This window comes from Ruegeria sp. CDSB113 (assembly GCF_059611045.1).
In genome coordinates this window covers 126,845-142,195 of the sequence record NZ_JBXWOU010000002.1, presented here as the reverse complement: position 1 = coordinate 142,195, position 15,351 = coordinate 126,845, and the positions used below count along the sequence as shown (strand labels likewise).

Sequence of the window (15,351 nt, the reverse complement as noted above, 5' to 3'; positions counted from 1 at the left end):
GCATAGATTCTTTTCAGCTAGGGTTTGTCAATCTTTTCCCCGGCCAATTCGGCTCGTTTCAGGTGCGTGGTGGTGGATGCGGGGACAATCCCAGCATTAAAAACACACAACCCTAAATCTTTGTGACCCGAAACAGATTCAACCTTCTTGAAAAAATACCCAAATGCGGCAATATTGCGCTATGGTGCTGTTTTGGGGGTATGTTCCAAATTAGGGAGTGGTTAAGTGCGACTCGCTAGTGTTGCGATAAAAAGCAACGCGCGCCCCAGGTAGTTGTGTGTAAAAGAGGAGAATACCAATGACCCATCACGTCGATGTCCATGTGGGCAAGCGCGTCCGGCATCGCCGCTGGCTGATTGGCATGACCCAGCAGCAGTTGGCGCAGCAAGTTGGTATTAAGTTTCAACAAATTCAAAAGTATGAAACTGGGGCCAACCGGATCAGCGCGTCTCGCCTGTGGGACATTGCCGAGGCATTGGACGTTCCCGTCAGCTTTTTCTTTGAAGGTCTGGAAGAGGCCGAAAAAGAGACCTCTGGCAAAAAGTCGGTTCCTGCCGATCTGATGGGGGACAAGGAAGCGCTGGACCTCGTGCGGTCCTATTACGCGATTCCCGAAAACCAGCGCCGCCGCCTGTTCGAGCTTGCTCGGGTTCTCAGCGACGTCGCATAATTTAGCGGGTTGACTCCAAACCGTGTGCGCCTCACGGGTTACGCATGCAAGAGACCTCTCTAAGCGATCTGGAAGTTGCCGAAGAAATGGCCGACGCGGCGCGTGCGGCTATACTTCCGTATTTTCGGCAAACCAATCTGGCCACCACGAACAAACTGGACGATGGGTTTGACCCCGTCACTATAGCCGACCGAAACGCCGAAAAGGCGATGCGCGCGGTTCTGGCGCGCTATCGGCCCGAAGATGGCATTTTCGGCGAAGAGTTTGGTCGCGAAGAAGGCTCCAGCGGACGGACCTGGGTTCTGGACCCCATCGACGGTACCCGCGGGTTTATCAGTGGTACTCCGACTTGGGGGGTTCTGATTGCGCTCAGCACATCTGACGGCCCGATCATGGGGGTGATTGACCAGCCCTATATCGGCGAACGGTTTGTGGGTTCGGCGGATATTGCGGAGGTCACCGGCCCATCCGGAACGGCGACGCTGAAAACGCGCGCGACATCCGTTTTGGATCAGGCGGTTGTTTTCACGACCTTCCCAGAGGTTGGGACGCCCGAGGACCGCGCAGGGTTCGAAGCGGTGGCCCGGCAAGCAAAGCTGACCCGTTATGGCATGGATTGCTATGCCTATGCGCTGGTGGCGGCCGGGCAGGTTGATCTGGTGATCGAATCCAGCCTGAACGCCTATGACATTCAGGCCCCTATCGCAGTAATCGAGGCTGCGGGGGGGGTTGTGACCGACTGGCAGGGCGGTCCGGCCCATAATGGCGGGCGGGCTCTGGCGGCGGCGAATCCCGAACTGCACGCGGTCGCACTGGAAATCCTGCGCAACTATTGAAACTGGTTGCCGCAATTTGGCCGGTCGGGTAGGTTCTACGCGGCTGGTTCTTATGCCCGTTTTCCGCCAGCCTTTGCACTTCTTGCATGAGACGGGCTGTTGCAGGAGGGCGAATTGACCGAAATCCTTATCAAAAATGCAGATACCATTCTGACGATGGATGACGCGCGGCATGAGTTGTCGGGCGCAGACATTCTGATCGTGGGGGGGCAGATCGCGCAGATCGGCCACAACTTGCAAACCGACGGTGAGATCCACGATGCTGCGGGTTGTGTTGTGACGCCCGGGCTGGTGAATACCCATCACCATCTGTACCAAACCCTGACGCGGGCTGTGCCGGGCGGGCAGGATGCACTGCTGTTCGGATGGTTGCAGACACTCTATCCGATCTGGTCCCGTTTCGGCCCTGAAGAGATGTTTGTGTCGGCTCAGATTGGTCTGGCTGAATTGGCTCTGTCGGGCTGTACGCTCAGCTCTGACCACCTTTACCTTTACCCCAACGGCGCGCGCCTGGACGACACGATCGCTGCCGCCGCCGAAATTGGCCTGCGATTCCATCCGACCCGCGGCGCGATGAGTATCGGGGAAAGCGACGGAGGTTTGCCGCCAGATGCGTTGGTCGAGGTCGAATCCGAAATCCTCGACGACATGATCCGTGTGGTTGACGCGTTTCATGATCCATCCGATGGGGCGATGTGCCGGGTAGGGTTGGCGCCTTGCTCCCCGTTTTCCGTCAGCAGGGACCTGATGCGCGACACAGCAATCCTTGCGCGCGACAAGGGTGTGATGCTGCACACTCATCTGGCGGAAAATGATGAAGATATAGCGTATTCGCAGGCGCAGTTCGGGTGCCGCCCTGGTCAATATGCCGAAGATCTGGGTTGGACCGGATCAGACGTCTGGCACGCGCATTGCGTGAAACTGGACGGGGCCGAGATTGATCTTTTCGCCCGAACCCAAACGGGGGTGGCGCATTGCCCGTGCTCAAACTGCCGCTTGGGGTCCGGTATCGCACCGGTTCGAACCATGCGTGATCACGGGGTTCCGGTGGGTCTGGGCGCCGACGGTTCGGCCAGCAACGATAACGGCAGTCTGATCCTCGAGGCTCGACAGGCCATGCTGCTGCAGCGCGTTGCCAATGGTGCGGATGCGATGTCGTCACGCGAAGCGCTGGAAATCGCGACGCGCGGCGGAGCAGACGTGCTGAACCGCCCTGATTGTGGTCGGCTAGAGCCCGGAAAGCGCGCCGACATTGCCATATGGGACACGCGCGGCATCGAAAGCGCGGGCAGTTGGGACCCGGCCGCATTGCTGTTGGCCGGACCGATGAAGGTGAAACACCTGTTTGTTGAAGGCCGCCAGATCGTGCGCGACGGGCATGTCACGACGTTGGACCTGCCGCGCGTGATCGAACGGCAGACCCAATTGGCCCGCGATTTGCAGGCTTAGGAAGACACGCGGCGACCGGCGATCCAAACTTCCGCAATCGCCCGGTCGTCGCCCATCATGATCGTTGGAAAGATCGCCTCCCACAGATCATCGGAGCAGGCCTCACGCTGGGCAATTGCAGGGGTTGAGGCAAGGTCGAGAACGACCAGATCAGCCTCCATCCCCGGTGCGACATTGCCGATGCGATCATCCATCCGCAGCGTACGGGCCGAGCCAACCGTGCCCAGCCACAGCAGTTGTGCCGCGTGCAGCGGCGAGCCGCGCAGCTGCCCGATTTCATAGGCCGAGGCCATCGTGTGCAGCATTGAAAAGCTCGACCCGCCGCCGGTATCTGTTGCCAGGCCAACCCGGTGCCCTTCGCGCATCAGTCCGTCCATGTCGAACAAGCCGGATCCGATAAAGGTGTTCGAGGTCGGGCAGTGGATCAACGAGGCATCAACCTCGCGCAGCCGGTCACGTTCGCGCGATTCCAGGTGGATAACGTGGCCGTAAACGCCATGCGAGCCCAGCAGCCCGAACTTTTCATAGGTATCCAGATAGTCTCGCGCATCAGGGAAAAGCTCACGAACCCATGAGATTTCGTCTGTCTGCTCGCTCAGGTGTGTTTGCATCAGGCAATGCGGGTGTTCGGCCCACAGTGCGCCCATCGCCTCAAGCTGCTCGGGCGTGGATGTGGGCGAGAACCGTGGTGTGATGGCGTAGGATATCCGGTCGACACCGTGCCATTTCTCAAGCAGCGCCTGCGATTGATCATAGGCCGTCTGCGGGGTATCCCGCAGCCCTTCGGGCGCGTTGCGATCCATGCAGGTTTTGCCTGCCACCACACGCTGCCGGCGTTGCTGCGCGGCTGTGAAGAATGCGTCGACGCTTTCGGGGTGGATGGTGCAGAAACTGCACATTGTTGTGGTGCCATGCGAGGCCGTCAGATCCAAATAACGGTTGGCGATCTCGGCTGCATAGTCGGGATTCCCGAACTTCATTTCCTCGGGGAAAGTATATGTGTTCAGCCAGTCGATCAGGCGCTTGCCCCAGCTGGCGATCATCGCGGTCTGTGGGTAATGGACATGCGCATCCACAAAGCCAGCCATGATCACGTGTTGACCGTGGTTTACAACTTCGGCATCGGGGTTCGCGGATATCAAGCTGTCGGCATCGCCGACTGCAGATATGCAGCCGTCTTCGATCAGGACCGCTTCGCTGATTGTCACAGCCTCTGTCGGCTCACCTTCGAATGGTGATCCGTTGAAGCTCAGGACACGCCCTTTCAGCAGCGTTTTTTGCGCCATTTCCGTTCATCTCCGCCTGTATGGGACTGCGAAACAGCATAGTGGGGCGAAACTTGTCGGTAAATCGGCGCATTGTCATTGTTTTCCGGTAGCTGCTTCTTCTAATTAGGGGTCAATGCGCGAACCAACCGGGGGCAGACATGACGACAGGCTATGATGAACCCGTAATCGATTCCGCAAGCGACGATGACGCCTATGCGCTGGATCGCCGGATGGTTGCCGCGATCCTGTATGCGGTTGATGTGGAAGATCGCGACAAACTGATCGAGCTGATGGAGCCGCTGCACCCTGCGGACATTGCCGACCTCCTTGAACAGATTAATCCCTATGACCGTGGGCGTTTGATCCGTCTTTACGACAAGGAATTCGATGGCGATATCTTATCCGAACTGGATGAGTCCGTCCGCGAAGAGGTTATCAGTGTCCTGCGCCCCGACGTTCTGGCCGACGCCGTGCGGGACATGGAAAGCGATGACGTTGTCGACCTGCTGGAAGACCTTGAAGAGCCGCAGCAAGAAGCCATCCTGGGCGCATTGGAAGATTCCGAACGGATCGCCGCGGAACAGGCGCTGTCCTATCCGGAAAACTCGGCCGGTCGCCTCATGCAGCGCGAGGTGGTCATGTCGCCCGAGCATTGGACCGTGGGGCAGACCATCGATTTCATGCGCGCCAATGATGACTTGCCGGAACAGTTCTATCACGTTGTTCTGGTTGATCCGCGGCTCAAACCGGTGGCACAAGTCACGCTGGGCAAGCTGATGGCAACCCGGCGCGAAGTGCCGTTGCACGACATCGCCGAAGAGGAATTTCACACCATCCCCGTCGATCAGGACGAAGAGGATGTGGCCTACGCCTTTAACCAGTACCACCTGATTTCCGCCCCGGTGGTCGATGCCGATGGGCGTTTGGTCGGCGTGATTACCATTGATGACGCCATGGTTGTTCTGGACGAAGAATACGAAGAGGACATGTTACGCCTTGCCGGTGTCAGCGACGAAAGCTCGCTGTCCGACAGTGTCGCCGCAACCAGTAGGCGGCGCTTACCGTGGCTGGCTGTCAATCTGTGTACCGCAATATGCGCGTCACTGGTCATCTCGCAGTTCGAGGCGGCGATTAATCAGTTGGTGGCACTGGCAATCCTGATGCCGATCGTTGCCTCGATGGGGGGTAATGCCGGGACGCAGTCACTGACGGTTGCGGTGCGGGCGCTTGCAACGCGCGACCTGACCGGATCAAACGTGGCGCGCGTTATCCGGCGAGAATTGCTTGTGGGTGTGCTCAATGGTCTTTGTTTCGCGACCATTTTGGGGACTGTCGGCATGATGTGGTTCGATTCACCCTTGCTGGGTGTCGTGATCGGCTCGGCCTTGGTGGTGAATATGGCGATCGCAGGCTTTGCAGGTACGGTAGTACCGGTTGTGCTGGATCGTCTGGGCGTTGACCCGGCGTTGGCATCGGGAACCTTTGTAACGACCACAACAGACGTCATGGGGTTCTTCATCTTTCTTGGACTTGCCAGCGTGGTGCTTCTGTGACCGATCTGACTGAAATCAAAGCCGCTGCGCGCAAGGCGGCTTTTGCGCGCCGCAAGGCCGCGTTCGATGCGCGTTTGCCGGGGGCGGCCGGGCGATTGTCCGAAGTGCTTGCGGGGCATCGCGGCGTCCCGATGTCAGGGTACATGCCGATCCGCACCGAAATTGATCCTTTGCCTGCTATGGCCGAGGCCGCGGCTTATGGTCCGGTCGGTGTGCCGGTCATTCAGGCCGCCGGTCAGGCGTTGCGATTTTCGCGCTGGACGCCCGAGGGAGTGCTAAAGGACGGCCCTTTCGGCGCCAAGGTTCCCGAGATTGACGATTATTTTGACCCCGAAATTCTTGTAGTGCCGCTGGTTGCTTTTGACGCGCAAGGCGGAAGACTGGGATATGGTGGCGGCTTTTATGACCGGACGCTGGAGGGATTGCGCGCCAAGCGCCCCACACTGGCCATCGGCTTTGCCTTTGACGCGCAAGAGGCCGAGGGGCTGCCGCTGGAACCCACGGATCAACCGTTGGATATGGTCATCACTGAAAGCCGGGTACTGACGTTTCTGGCCTGACCGCCTCAGGTCGGGCTGTTTTCGCGAAAGTACTCCCACGCGTCCACTTCTGTGCCATCGGGCAGGATGCAGATGCCGGTCTGGCCGCCTTCGCCATCGCGGATCTCGTAACGATTGCCGCTTTCAACGCAAAAGGTTGCTGCCGGGTTCGCCAGCTGGGTGGACGAGTCATTTGAAGCAGGCTGGTCGCAAGCTGAAAGCGCGGTCAAGCTGGCGGCGGTCAGAATGGCAAGGCGCATGGGAAATCTCCTGCATAATGTGCTTTGGCGGTTTATTCTGCCAGCTTAACCACTTGTGCTTGAGAGATACCACACTTAGGACAGTTCGAATGAGGATACTTTTTCTGGGTGACGTGATGGGCCGCGCTGGACGCGCGGCCATTCAGCAACATTTGCCGCGTCTGCGCGACGAATGGCGGTTGGATTTTGTCGTAGTCAATGGCGAGAACGCCTCGAACGGGATGGGTCTGACCGGGGATCACGCCAAGCTGCTGCTGGATGCCGGGGCCGATTGCCTGACACTGGGCGATCACGCGTTCGACCAGAAAGACATGTTGCAGTTCATCGAGAAAGAGCCGCGAATCGTGCGGCCCGTGAATTTTGCCAAGGGTGCGCCGGGCCGGGGGCATCGTTTGTATACTGCGCCCGGTGGGCGCAAGGTTCTGGTGGTCCAGGTATTGGGGCAGGTCTTCATGAAGCGCCCCTTCGACGATCCGTTTTCGGCGATTGAACCGATCCTGAAATCGCACCCGCGTGGCGGACAGGCGCAGGCCGTGATCGTTGATATGCATTGCGAAGCCACATCCGAAAAAATGGCCATGGGCCACTATTGCGATAAGCGCGCCAGCCTTGTTGTGGGCACGCATACGCATGTGCCGACTGCGGATGCGCAGATACTGCCGGGTGGAACGGCTTACCTGACGGATGCGGGCATGTGCGGCGATTATGACTCGGTCATCGGCATGGACAAGCTGGAACCGATGCGCCGGTTTATCACTGGCATGCCCAAGGCCCGGTTCACCCCCGCCAATGGCGAGGCCACGCTAAGTGGTGTGTTCGTTGAAACTGACGACCGGGACGGTCAGGCAAAATCTGTTCAAATGGTGCGCGTTGGCGGGCGGCTGCAGCAAGCTGGCCCACAGTAAGGGCACGTCAGGCTTGCTCTGTCGCGCGCAATGCGTGAAACTGCCTGACGGGCGCGTAAGCCAGGCCAGGGTTCGGACAGAATACCAAGAATGCAATTCCTTCAACTGACAGAAATGGGAAGCGCGATACTGGCGCTGTTGGTCGTTGCAGGCATGTTCATCATGTTTCTGCGCGAATCCTATCCGACTGAAGTGGTCGCAATCGGTGGCGTGGCTGTGATGCTGGTGACGGGCATTCTGCCCTATCAAAGTGCACTTGCCGTTCTGTCAAATCCGGCCCCTTGGACGATTGCGGCGATGTTCATCATCATGGGAGCATTGGTGCGTACCGGAGCACTGGACGCATTCACATCGACCGCACAAAAACAGGCACAGGTAAGTCCCAAAGTCGCAATCGCGACATTGATGGCCTTTGTTGTCTTTGCCTCGGCGGTGGTTTCAAACACGCCTGTTGTGGTCGTCATGATCCCCGTATTCGTTCAGATCGCGCGGACGCTGAACGTGTCGGCCTCGAAACTGCTGATCCCGCTAAGTTATGCGGCCATTCTGGGTGGTACCCTGACCCTGATCGGGACCTCGACCAACCTGTTGGTTGATGGTGTTGCGCGGTCCCAGGGGATGGCCCCGTTTACGATCTTCGAGGTCACGCCGCTGGGCATTGCGCTAGTCATTTACGGCATGTTCTACCTGCGGTTTGTCGCGCCCCGCCTACTGCCGGAACGGGACAGCATGGCATCCATGCTTAGCGACCGGTCGAAGATGAAGTTTTTCACCGAAGCCGTCATCCCGCCCGACAGCAACCTGATCGGGCGTGAGGTGACGGGCGTGCAGCTGTTCAAGCGACCGGGCGTGCGCCTGATCGACGTCGTGCGCGGCGACGAGTCGTTGCGGCGCAACCTCAAGGGCGTCGCTTTGAAAGTTGGCGACCGTGTCGTTCTTCGGACCGAGATGACGGAACTGCTGAGCCTGCAAACCAACAGGGAACTCAAGCGTGTCGATCAGGTCTCGGCGGTTGAGACGAAAACGGTCGAGGTGCTGATCACTCCGGGTTGCCGCATGGTCGGGCGGACGCTTGGCGCGATGCGTTTACGCCGCCGTTATGGCGTCTATGTGCTGGCGGTGCATCGGAGAAACCAGAATATCGGGCGGCAATTGGATGATCTGGTCGTGCGGGTCGGTGACACGCTGCTGCTGGAGGGATCACCAGCGGATATCCGGAAACTGGCTGCTGATATGGATATGGTCGATGTGACCCAACCTTCGGCCCGCGCATTCCGCCGAAGCCACGCCCCGATTGCGATTGGTGCGCTGGTCATGATCGTTGTGCTGGCGGCGCTGGGTGTTGCACCGATCCTGCTGCTGTCGATCCTTGCTGTTGCGATAGTTTTGATTACGCGCTGCATCGACGCGGATGAGGCGTTTTCCTTTGTCGAAGGACGATTGCTCGCCCTCATCTTCTCAATGCTGGCCATAGGCGCGGCCTTGGATAAATCCGGTGCAGTTTCCTTAATTGTCGAAGCCGTGGCGCCGGGTCTTGGTGCCCTGCCACCATTCCTGATCATCTGGGCTGTATACTTGCTGACCTCTGTGCTGACAGAGCTGGTGTCGAATAACGCTGTGGCGGTTGTGGTGACACCGATTGCCATCGGATTGGCGCAGGCAGTGGGCGTTGATCCGCGACCTCTGGTCGTGGCGGTCATGGTGGCGGCCTCGGCTTCATTCGCGACGCCGATCGGATATCAGACCAACATGATGGTTTACGGCCCCGGTGGGTACAGGTTCACAGATTTTCTGAAAGTTGGCGTGCCGCTGAATCTGACTGTGGGTTTGCTGGCTTCGCTGTTGATCCCTCTGATCTGGCCGCTTTGAGTTCGGCACGGAACCGCTGGTTTTCCGGCGAAGTCCTTGTAAAATCAAAACCTCATACAATGTTTTGAATAAGTGATTTTGCGAAAAGGAGCACGCCAATGCTCAAGACCGGATATACTGCGCTTACGGTTGCGGCCACATCAGCCATGCTGAGCAGCGCGGCCATCGGCGGAACGATCGAAGGCACTGCAGCATATCGCGAACGCATCGCCGTACCACCGGATGCGACGCTTTACGTGCAATTGCAGGACGTCTCGCGCGCGGACGCACCGTCGGTGACCCTGTCGGCAAAGCGCTATGCGCTGACCGGAGTGCCAGCACAATTCGAGCTGAGCTATGACGACGCCCTTATTCAAGAGGGGATGCGCTACGTAGTGCGTGGTTCGATCTTTCAGGGCGACAAGCTGTTGTTCACAACCGATACTGCCTACCCTGTTCTGACGAATGGGGCCGGGAACACGACCGATCTGATGCTGGTCAAAGTACAACCGCCCGGGGCAGCCGTGCTGGAGAACACCAACTGGACTGCAACCGGCCTGAATGGCGCAGCACTTGAGACCGAAAGGCGCCCCGCGCTTTCATTCGCCAATGATGGCGCGTTCTCAGGCAGCGGTGGATGTAACCGGTTTTCCGGCCAAGCCGAGATTGCGGGCAACAATATTGAATTCCCCGACAACATGGCCGCCACCTTGATGGCCTGTCCGCCGCCACTGGATGAAGTTGAGCGGCAGTTTTTCAAAGCCCTTCAGGGGGTGACAGCATATGCCTTCAAAGGCGATACGCTGGTGTTGCTGGACAACGCCGGGCAATCCGTCGTGCAGTTTGCCCGGGAACAGTAGGGTTTAAGGGGCCGTCACGCGACGGCCCTCGACCGCCCTGCATTGCGTCCCGAGAAAATGCAGCCCCCCAGAAATGAACCTTCGAGCGCGTTGTAGCCGTGATAGCCACCGCCGCCAAAACCTGCGACCTCTCCGGCTGCGAACAGGCCGGGAACGACCTGACCGTCTGCGCCCACCATCTGACTGTCCAGATTGGTCTGAAGCCCACCCAGCGTCTTGCGCGTCAGCACGTGCAGTTTCACAGCGATCAACGGGCCATTGGCCGGATCAAGGAACTTGTGCGGCTTGGCCGTCCGGATCAGCTTGTCACCACGGTAGTTGCGCGCGGCCAGAATGGCGGCCATCTGCGCATCCTTGGTGAACGGGTTGTCGATCTGGGAATCGCGCGCCTCGATCTGGGCGCGTAGATGCGCCTCATCGATCAGCCCTCCGCCCAGATGGTTCATGCCGTTAACAAGCTCGGTCAAGGTATTGGCGACGATGAAGTCTTCGCCGTGTTCCTTGAATGCTTCGACCGGAGCGGTGGCCTTGGACCCGGTCAGAATGCGTTGGAACAGAACTTCTTTCCAACCACCGTCCGTCATGTCGGGGTTCTGTTCAGACCCGGACAGGGCGAACTCTTTTTTGATTACCTTCTGGGTCAGAACGAACCAGCTGTATTCATGACCGGTTTTCAGGATTTCCTTTAACGTCCCCAACGTATCAAAACCCGGCAGGCATGGCGGTTTCAACCGGTTTCCCTCGGCGTCGAACCACATTGAGCTTGGGCCGGGCAGAATGCGAATACCGTGCGATGGCCAGATCGGATTCCAGTTACGCACGCCTTCGGTGTAATGCCACATCCGGTCGCCGTTGATCACATGACCGCCAGCCTTTTCGCTGATGCCAATCATGCGTCCATCGACGTGGAATGGCACGCCTGCGACCATGTCCTTCGGCGGCTCGCCCAGACGGTCGCGTGGCCAGCTTTTGCGCACCATTTCAAAGTTGCCTCCGATGCCGCCTGACGTGACGATGACGGCTGGGGCGTAAAACTCGAACTCGCCGACCTCATCACGGTTGGTCTTGGCGCCGTGGGGTGCGGTGTCGTCTGCCAGAACTTCGCCCGAGACGCCTTTGGCAGCGCCGTTCTGCATGATGATGTGGCTGACTTGATGGCGGAATTTTAGCTCGATCAACCCGTTGCTGACATGGTCACGCACCCGGCGTTTGAAATGCTCCAGAACACCGGGGCCGGTGCCCCAAGTGATATGAAAACGGGGCACAGAATTGCCGTGACCATCCGCATATGATCCACCGCGTTCGGCCCAGCCGACAATCGGAAACCAGCGCAGGCCCATGTCATGCAGCCAAGGGCGCATCTCGCCGGCGGCAAATTCAACATAGGCCTCGGCCCATTTCCTGGGCCATGCGTCCTCGTCACGATCGAACTGCGCGCTGCCCATCCAGTCGCGCAGTGCCAGATCATAGCTGTCTTTGATCCCCATGCGCCGCTGTTCCGGCGTGTCGACCATGAATAGGCCGCCGAGACTCCAAAACGCCTGGCCACCGAGGAAATGCGCGGGCTCCTGATCGACCACGATCACCTTCTTGCCCCGGTCGCCCAGTTCGGCAGCTGCGACCAACCCGGCAAGCCCAGCCCCCACGACGATGGCATCGGCAGAGTTATTCGTCATGTCTTATCCTTTCAGCGGCTGCGGAACCAAAGGATGAAGGGCAAGGCCACAACATACATCGTTATTCCGTACACAGCCGAGGGCAGGGCCAACGGGCTGAACCCGCTTTCCGTCGCCGTGATCAATGCAGCCAGTGTAATCCCAAGTGTCGAGTTTTGTATGCCGGTTTCGATGGAAACAGTCTTGCCTTCGTTCCACGACAGCTTTGCCGCACGCGCCAGCCCTAGCCCGATCAGCAAAAGCGCGATGTTCAATGTAATCAACCCAGCGCCCATGACGCCGAGGTTGTCGACAAACAGTTGCCAGTTTCCAGCCAGAGCAGCCACAACGATCAGCACGAACAGAACGGTCGCAAGCTTGGACAGCGCGGGCTCGATCCGCTTTGCAAAATCTGTTGCAAAGCTGCGAAGTGTGACGCCAAGCGCCACGGGTAGCGTGGTGATCAGGAACATGGCGATGGCAAGCCCTGAGATGGACACCTCGGGTGCCGCATCGCCCATGAAATAGTTCACTGACCAGGCGGCAAGAAACGGCACGGTGACCATCGAAAGCAGGCTGATGACGGCAGTCAGGCTGACCGACAGGGCAACATCACCCTTTGCCAGTTTCGACAGGATGTTGCTGGTCACACCGCCGGGGCAAAAACTGAGGATCATGAAGCCAACAGCGATCTCGGGTGGCAACGCAAAAAGAGTGACTGTGACAAAAGCCGCGACCGGCAGCAACACAACCTGGCACAACGCACCGATGGCGAAAGGATAGCGCCGGCTAAGGACACGGCGAAAATCGGCGACTTCGAGCCCAACGCCTAGAGACAGCATGATAATGGCCAGCGATAGCGGCAGGCCGACATTTATTAGAAGATCCAAGAACAACTCCTCCCAAAGCCGTTCGGGCCACCCTAAGCGAGCGGTCGTGGATCAGGCAATAACGCCGTTGGGTCACCCATAGCGTTCGGCAAATCTGCGGAGGATTTCGGCCGGTTGCGTGACGTCCGCTGCGTGACAAATGTCGATCAGGCGTTGGGCGTCTTCGGGCGGAAAATAGCCGTGGTTCTTGTAGATATTGATGCGCTGCTCAAAATCGCGCGCGTCCGCCTCGGGGTGGAACTGCGTGGCATAAACATTCTGCCCCCAGCGGATCATCTGGAACGGGCAGGGGTCCGAGGTCAGCAGGTGGATGCACCCGTTCGGCAGCGCCTGCACGGCCTCTTTGTGGCCCACGAAGGCGTCGAATGTTCCGGTCAGCCCTGCCGTCAGCGGGTCTTGCGCTCCGTCTGCAGTCAGGTGGCAGGTCGAAGGCCCGACAGGTTCACCGTATTTCTCTTTGCTGACGTCACCACCAAGATGGGCAGCCAGAATGCCCAGCCCATAGCAACAGCCCATGAAGGGATGATCCTGAGCGATGATCTGCGGCATCAATCCCATGATGGCCGCCTCGGTACGTGCATCAGTTTCCGATTTGGTTGCCGGATCGTCACTGACGCATCCCGGTCCACCGCCGACGATCACCCCGGAATAGTCCGTGACATTTAAATCGTCGGGCAAAGCCTCACAATCCAATCGGATACGATGGGTCTGGTCGGGAGTCAGCCCCGTTTTGTCCAGGATCGAGGTATATTCGGCATCCGAGGCATCGGTTTCCGGACGTAGCTGCAGGATCAGAAAGCGTTTCATGAAAGGCCTTTATCCGTCACAGTGGCCAGAACACAAGGATGGCGGGAACAGAAACCGCAATGATCAGGATTTCCAGCGGCAGCCCCATGCGCCAATAGTCACCAAACTGATACCCTCCGGGACCCAGGACCAGCGTATTGTTCTTATGTCCAATCGGCGTCAGGAACGCGGCCGAGGCTGCGACGGCGACGGTCATCAGGAAAGGGTCGGGCGAAACCTCAAGCGTGCGGGCCATCTGGATACCGACCGGAGCCGCAACAATGGCGGTGGCTGTGTTGTTCAGCACGTCTGACAGGGTCATTGTGACCACCATCAACACGGTCAGAATGGCCCAGGCCGGCAGCCCGTCGGTCAATTGAATCAAAGCATTCGCAATCAGTTCTGTACCGCCGGAAGTCTCCAATGCGCTGCCTAGCGGGATCATTGAACCCAGCAGAACGACAACGGGCCACTCGATATGATTGTAGATATCGGCAATCGGCATGATCTTGGTCAGAACATAGGCGACAACGACCAACCCCAAAGCGATGGGCAGGTAGATCAGCCCGACACTGGCCGCCAGAACAGCTGCACCAAACAAGCCAATGGCAAGCCACGCTTTTTCGTTGGCGGTGACGTTCAGACCGCGTTCAGCAAGTGGCAAACAACCCAGCCATTCGGTCACATCGGCACTGCGGTCACGTGGGCATAGCAGCAACAGAATGTCGCCTGCCTCAATCTGAGTTTTACGGACCTGTTCGGTAATGCGACGCCCTTGACGTGAAATCCCCATCAAAACGGTGCTTTGACGCCAGGCCAATCCCAGGCCCTGCGCGGTGCGACCGGTGACGCGTGCATTCAACGGCACAACAACCTCAATCACCTCAAGACCGTCCCCCTCGGCGGTCAGCAATTCCTGACGGCGGGTATCCGAGAAATCGAGGTTCAGCGCAGTGCGAAATTCGTCCAGCGCTTCGGGGCGGGCCTCTAGCACCAATGCGTCGCCCGGTTTGATGGTCGCATGGGCCGACCGGCCATAGCGCCGCTTGCCATCCCGGATAAGGCCGATGATGGCCACGTCGGATTTCTCGGCGGCCTCATAAAGCTCGCTGACGCGTTTTCCGATTTGCGGCGACTCTGGCGGGACCGTCAGTTCCGCGATGTATTCGGCAAGGGTTTCTGAGGCCTCTTCCTGTGTTCCGCGATTGGGAATCAACCGCCATCCGACCAGCGCGACAAATGCCAGCCCGGCAATCGCTGCCAATCCACCAACGGGGGCGAAATCGAACATTCGGAATGGTTCACCCAAAGTCTCAGCCCGGATCGATGCGATGATGATGTTAGGGGGCGTTCCGATCAACGTGGCCATGCCGCCCAGAATGGTGGCAAAGCTCAGCGGCATCAGGGTCAGACCGACCGGCCGCCCTGCCTTGCGCGCGGTTTGGATATCGACCGGCATCAGCAGCGCCAGCGCGGCCACGTTGTTCATAAAGGCCGACAGAACAGCGCCAATCCCGCCCATCAGCGCGATGTGCGCGCCAAGTCCGCGCGAGGCATCGACCAGCGTGCGGGTGATCAGGAAAACAGCGCCCGAACGCACCAACCCGGCCGAGACGACCAGTACCAAAGCGACGATGATCGTGGCGGGGTGTCCGAACCCGGCAAAGGCGTCATCAACCGGCACAACACCCAGCGTAACTCCGATCAATAGCGCGGTGAAGGCCACAAGGTCGTATCGGAACTTCCCCCAAAGCAGCATTCCAAACACAGTGGCGAAAAGGGAAAATAGAATAATCTGGTCTGTCGTCATGCGGCCACCATACCCTTCGCGG

14 protein-coding genes are annotated in these 15,351 nt (G+C 58.8%); 8 read left to right on the top strand and 6 right to left on the bottom strand.

The genetic code is table 11. From position 1 onward, the window contains the following. The first annotated feature begins 298 nt into the window (after positions 1-298). The 3 genes from AC2FIS_RS05120 to AC2FIS_RS05110 all read left to right on the top strand — a co-directional run bounded on the left by AC2FIS_RS05120 (position 299) and on the right by AC2FIS_RS05110 (position 2,955). Positions 299-670, top strand: a complete 372-nt coding sequence (locus tag AC2FIS_RS05120; protein ID WP_058275630.1) for a helix-turn-helix domain-containing protein — start codon at positions 299-301, stop codon at positions 668-670. A 44-nt stretch (positions 671-714) separates the two neighbouring features. Then, positions 715-1,506: a histidinol-phosphatase gene (gene hisN, locus AC2FIS_RS05115; RefSeq protein WP_496772227.1), complete on the top strand. Its 792-nt coding sequence runs from the start codon at positions 715-717 to the stop codon at positions 1,504-1,506. A 114-nt stretch (positions 1,507-1,620) separates the two neighbouring features. Further along, the gene (locus tag AC2FIS_RS05110; RefSeq protein ID WP_496772226.1) at positions 1,621-2,955 is read left to right on the top strand and encodes an 8-oxoguanine deaminase; all 1,335 of its coding nucleotides are present in this window, start codon (positions 1,621-1,623) and stop codon (positions 2,953-2,955) included. On the opposite strand, the gene guaD is transcribed toward AC2FIS_RS05110, so the two are convergent. Then, positions 2,952-4,241, bottom strand: coding sequence for a guanine deaminase (guaD, locus tag AC2FIS_RS05105; RefSeq protein ID WP_496704691.1), 1,290 nt, complete (start codon positions 4,239-4,241; stop codon positions 2,952-2,954). The genes AC2FIS_RS05110 and guaD overlap by 4 nt on opposite strands. Positions 4,242-4,381: 140 nt before the next feature. Here guaD and mgtE point away from each other — a divergent pair, with 140 nt between their 5' ends. Both mgtE and AC2FIS_RS05095 read left to right on the top strand, forming a co-directional pair. After that, positions 4,382-5,776, top strand: coding sequence for a magnesium transporter (mgtE, locus tag AC2FIS_RS05100; protein WP_113789947.1), 1,395 nt, complete (start codon positions 4,382-4,384; stop codon positions 5,774-5,776). After that, positions 5,773-6,336: a 5-formyltetrahydrofolate cyclo-ligase gene (locus tag AC2FIS_RS05095; RefSeq protein WP_496772225.1), complete on the top strand. Its 564-nt coding sequence runs from the start codon at positions 5,773-5,775 to the stop codon at positions 6,334-6,336. The genes mgtE and AC2FIS_RS05095 overlap by 4 nt, the downstream gene beginning before the upstream one ends. A 5-nt stretch (positions 6,337-6,341) precedes the next feature. Here AC2FIS_RS05095 and AC2FIS_RS05090 read toward each other — a convergent pair whose 3' ends face one another. Beyond that, entirely contained in the window at positions 6,342-6,575 is a 234-nt protein-coding gene (locus AC2FIS_RS05090) for a putative hemolysin (RefSeq protein WP_496772223.1), read from the bottom strand. 89 nt (positions 6,576-6,664) lie between these two features. On the opposite strand from AC2FIS_RS05090, the gene AC2FIS_RS05085 reads away from it, so the two are divergent. The 3 genes from AC2FIS_RS05085 (at position 6,665) to AC2FIS_RS05075 (ending at position 10,188) form a co-directional block, all read left to right on the top strand. Then, a complete protein-coding gene (locus tag AC2FIS_RS05085) occupies positions 6,665-7,480 on the top strand; it encodes a TIGR00282 family metallophosphoesterase (protein ID WP_496772221.1) in 816 nt (271 codons plus the stop codon). 90 nt (positions 7,481-7,570) lie between these two features. Then, positions 7,571-9,349 carry an SLC13 family permease gene (locus AC2FIS_RS05080; RefSeq protein ID WP_496772220.1) on the top strand — a complete coding sequence of 593 codons (1,779 nt, stop codon included), beginning with the start codon at positions 7,571-7,573 and terminating at the stop codon, positions 9,347-9,349. A gap of 98 nt (positions 9,350-9,447) precedes the next feature. Continuing rightward, positions 9,448-10,188 carry a YbaY family lipoprotein gene (locus AC2FIS_RS05075; protein WP_058275638.1) on the top strand — a complete coding sequence of 247 codons (741 nt, stop codon included), beginning with the start codon at positions 9,448-9,450 and terminating at the stop codon, positions 10,186-10,188. 14 nt (positions 10,189-10,202) lie between these two features. Here AC2FIS_RS05075 and AC2FIS_RS05070 read toward each other — a convergent pair whose 3' ends face one another. The 4 genes from AC2FIS_RS05070 to AC2FIS_RS05055 form a co-directional block, all read right to left on the bottom strand. After that, positions 10,203-11,864 carry an FAD-binding dehydrogenase gene (locus tag AC2FIS_RS05070; RefSeq protein ID WP_496772219.1) on the bottom strand — a complete coding sequence of 554 codons (1,662 nt, stop codon included), beginning with the start codon at positions 11,862-11,864 and terminating at the stop codon, positions 10,203-10,205. Positions 11,865-11,875: 11 nt separating this feature from the next. Beyond that, positions 11,876-12,733 carry a bile acid:sodium symporter family protein gene (locus AC2FIS_RS05065; protein WP_496772217.1) on the bottom strand — a complete coding sequence of 286 codons (858 nt, stop codon included), beginning with the start codon at positions 12,731-12,733 and terminating at the stop codon, positions 11,876-11,878. 72 nt (positions 12,734-12,805) lie between these two features. Then, the gene (locus AC2FIS_RS05060; protein WP_496772216.1) at positions 12,806-13,540 is read right to left on the bottom strand and encodes a glutamine amidotransferase; all 735 of its coding nucleotides are present in this window, start codon (positions 13,538-13,540) and stop codon (positions 12,806-12,808) included. Positions 13,541-13,556: 16 nt separating this feature from the next. Then, positions 13,557-15,329, bottom strand: coding sequence for an SLC13 family permease (locus tag AC2FIS_RS05055; RefSeq protein WP_108859384.1), 1,773 nt, complete (start codon positions 15,327-15,329; stop codon positions 13,557-13,559). Positions 15,330-15,351 lie beyond the last annotated feature (22 nt).

Coding starts and splice junctions, on each gene's coding strand:
- AC2FIS_RS05120 (WP_058275630.1), top strand. CDS start 299: ATGACCCATCACGTCGATGTCCATGTGGGCAAGCGCGTCCGGCATCGC.
- hisN (WP_496772227.1), top strand. CDS start 715: ATGCAAGAGACCTCTCTAAGCGATCTGGAAGTTGCCGAAGAAATGGCC.
- guaD (WP_496704691.1), bottom strand. CDS start 4,241: ATGGCGCAAAAAACGCTGCTGAAAGGGCGTGTCCTGAGCTTCAACGGA.
- mgtE (WP_113789947.1), top strand. CDS start 4,382: ATGACGACAGGCTATGATGAACCCGTAATCGATTCCGCAAGCGACGAT.
- AC2FIS_RS05090 (WP_496772223.1), bottom strand. CDS start 6,575: ATGCGCCTTGCCATTCTGACCGCCGCCAGCTTGACCGCGCTTTCAGCT.
- AC2FIS_RS05085 (WP_496772221.1), top strand. CDS start 6,665: ATGAGGATACTTTTTCTGGGTGACGTGATGGGCCGCGCTGGACGCGCG.
- AC2FIS_RS05080 (WP_496772220.1), top strand. CDS start 7,571: ATGCAATTCCTTCAACTGACAGAAATGGGAAGCGCGATACTGGCGCTG.
- AC2FIS_RS05075 (WP_058275638.1), top strand. CDS start 9,448: ATGCTCAAGACCGGATATACTGCGCTTACGGTTGCGGCCACATCAGCC.
- AC2FIS_RS05070 (WP_496772219.1), bottom strand. CDS start 11,864: ATGACGAATAACTCTGCCGATGCCATCGTCGTGGGGGCTGGGCTTGCC.
- AC2FIS_RS05060 (WP_496772216.1), bottom strand. CDS start 13,540: ATGAAACGCTTTCTGATCCTGCAGCTACGTCCGGAAACCGATGCCTCG.
- AC2FIS_RS05055 (WP_108859384.1), bottom strand. CDS start 15,329: ATGACGACAGACCAGATTATTCTATTTTCCCTTTTCGCCACTGTGTTT.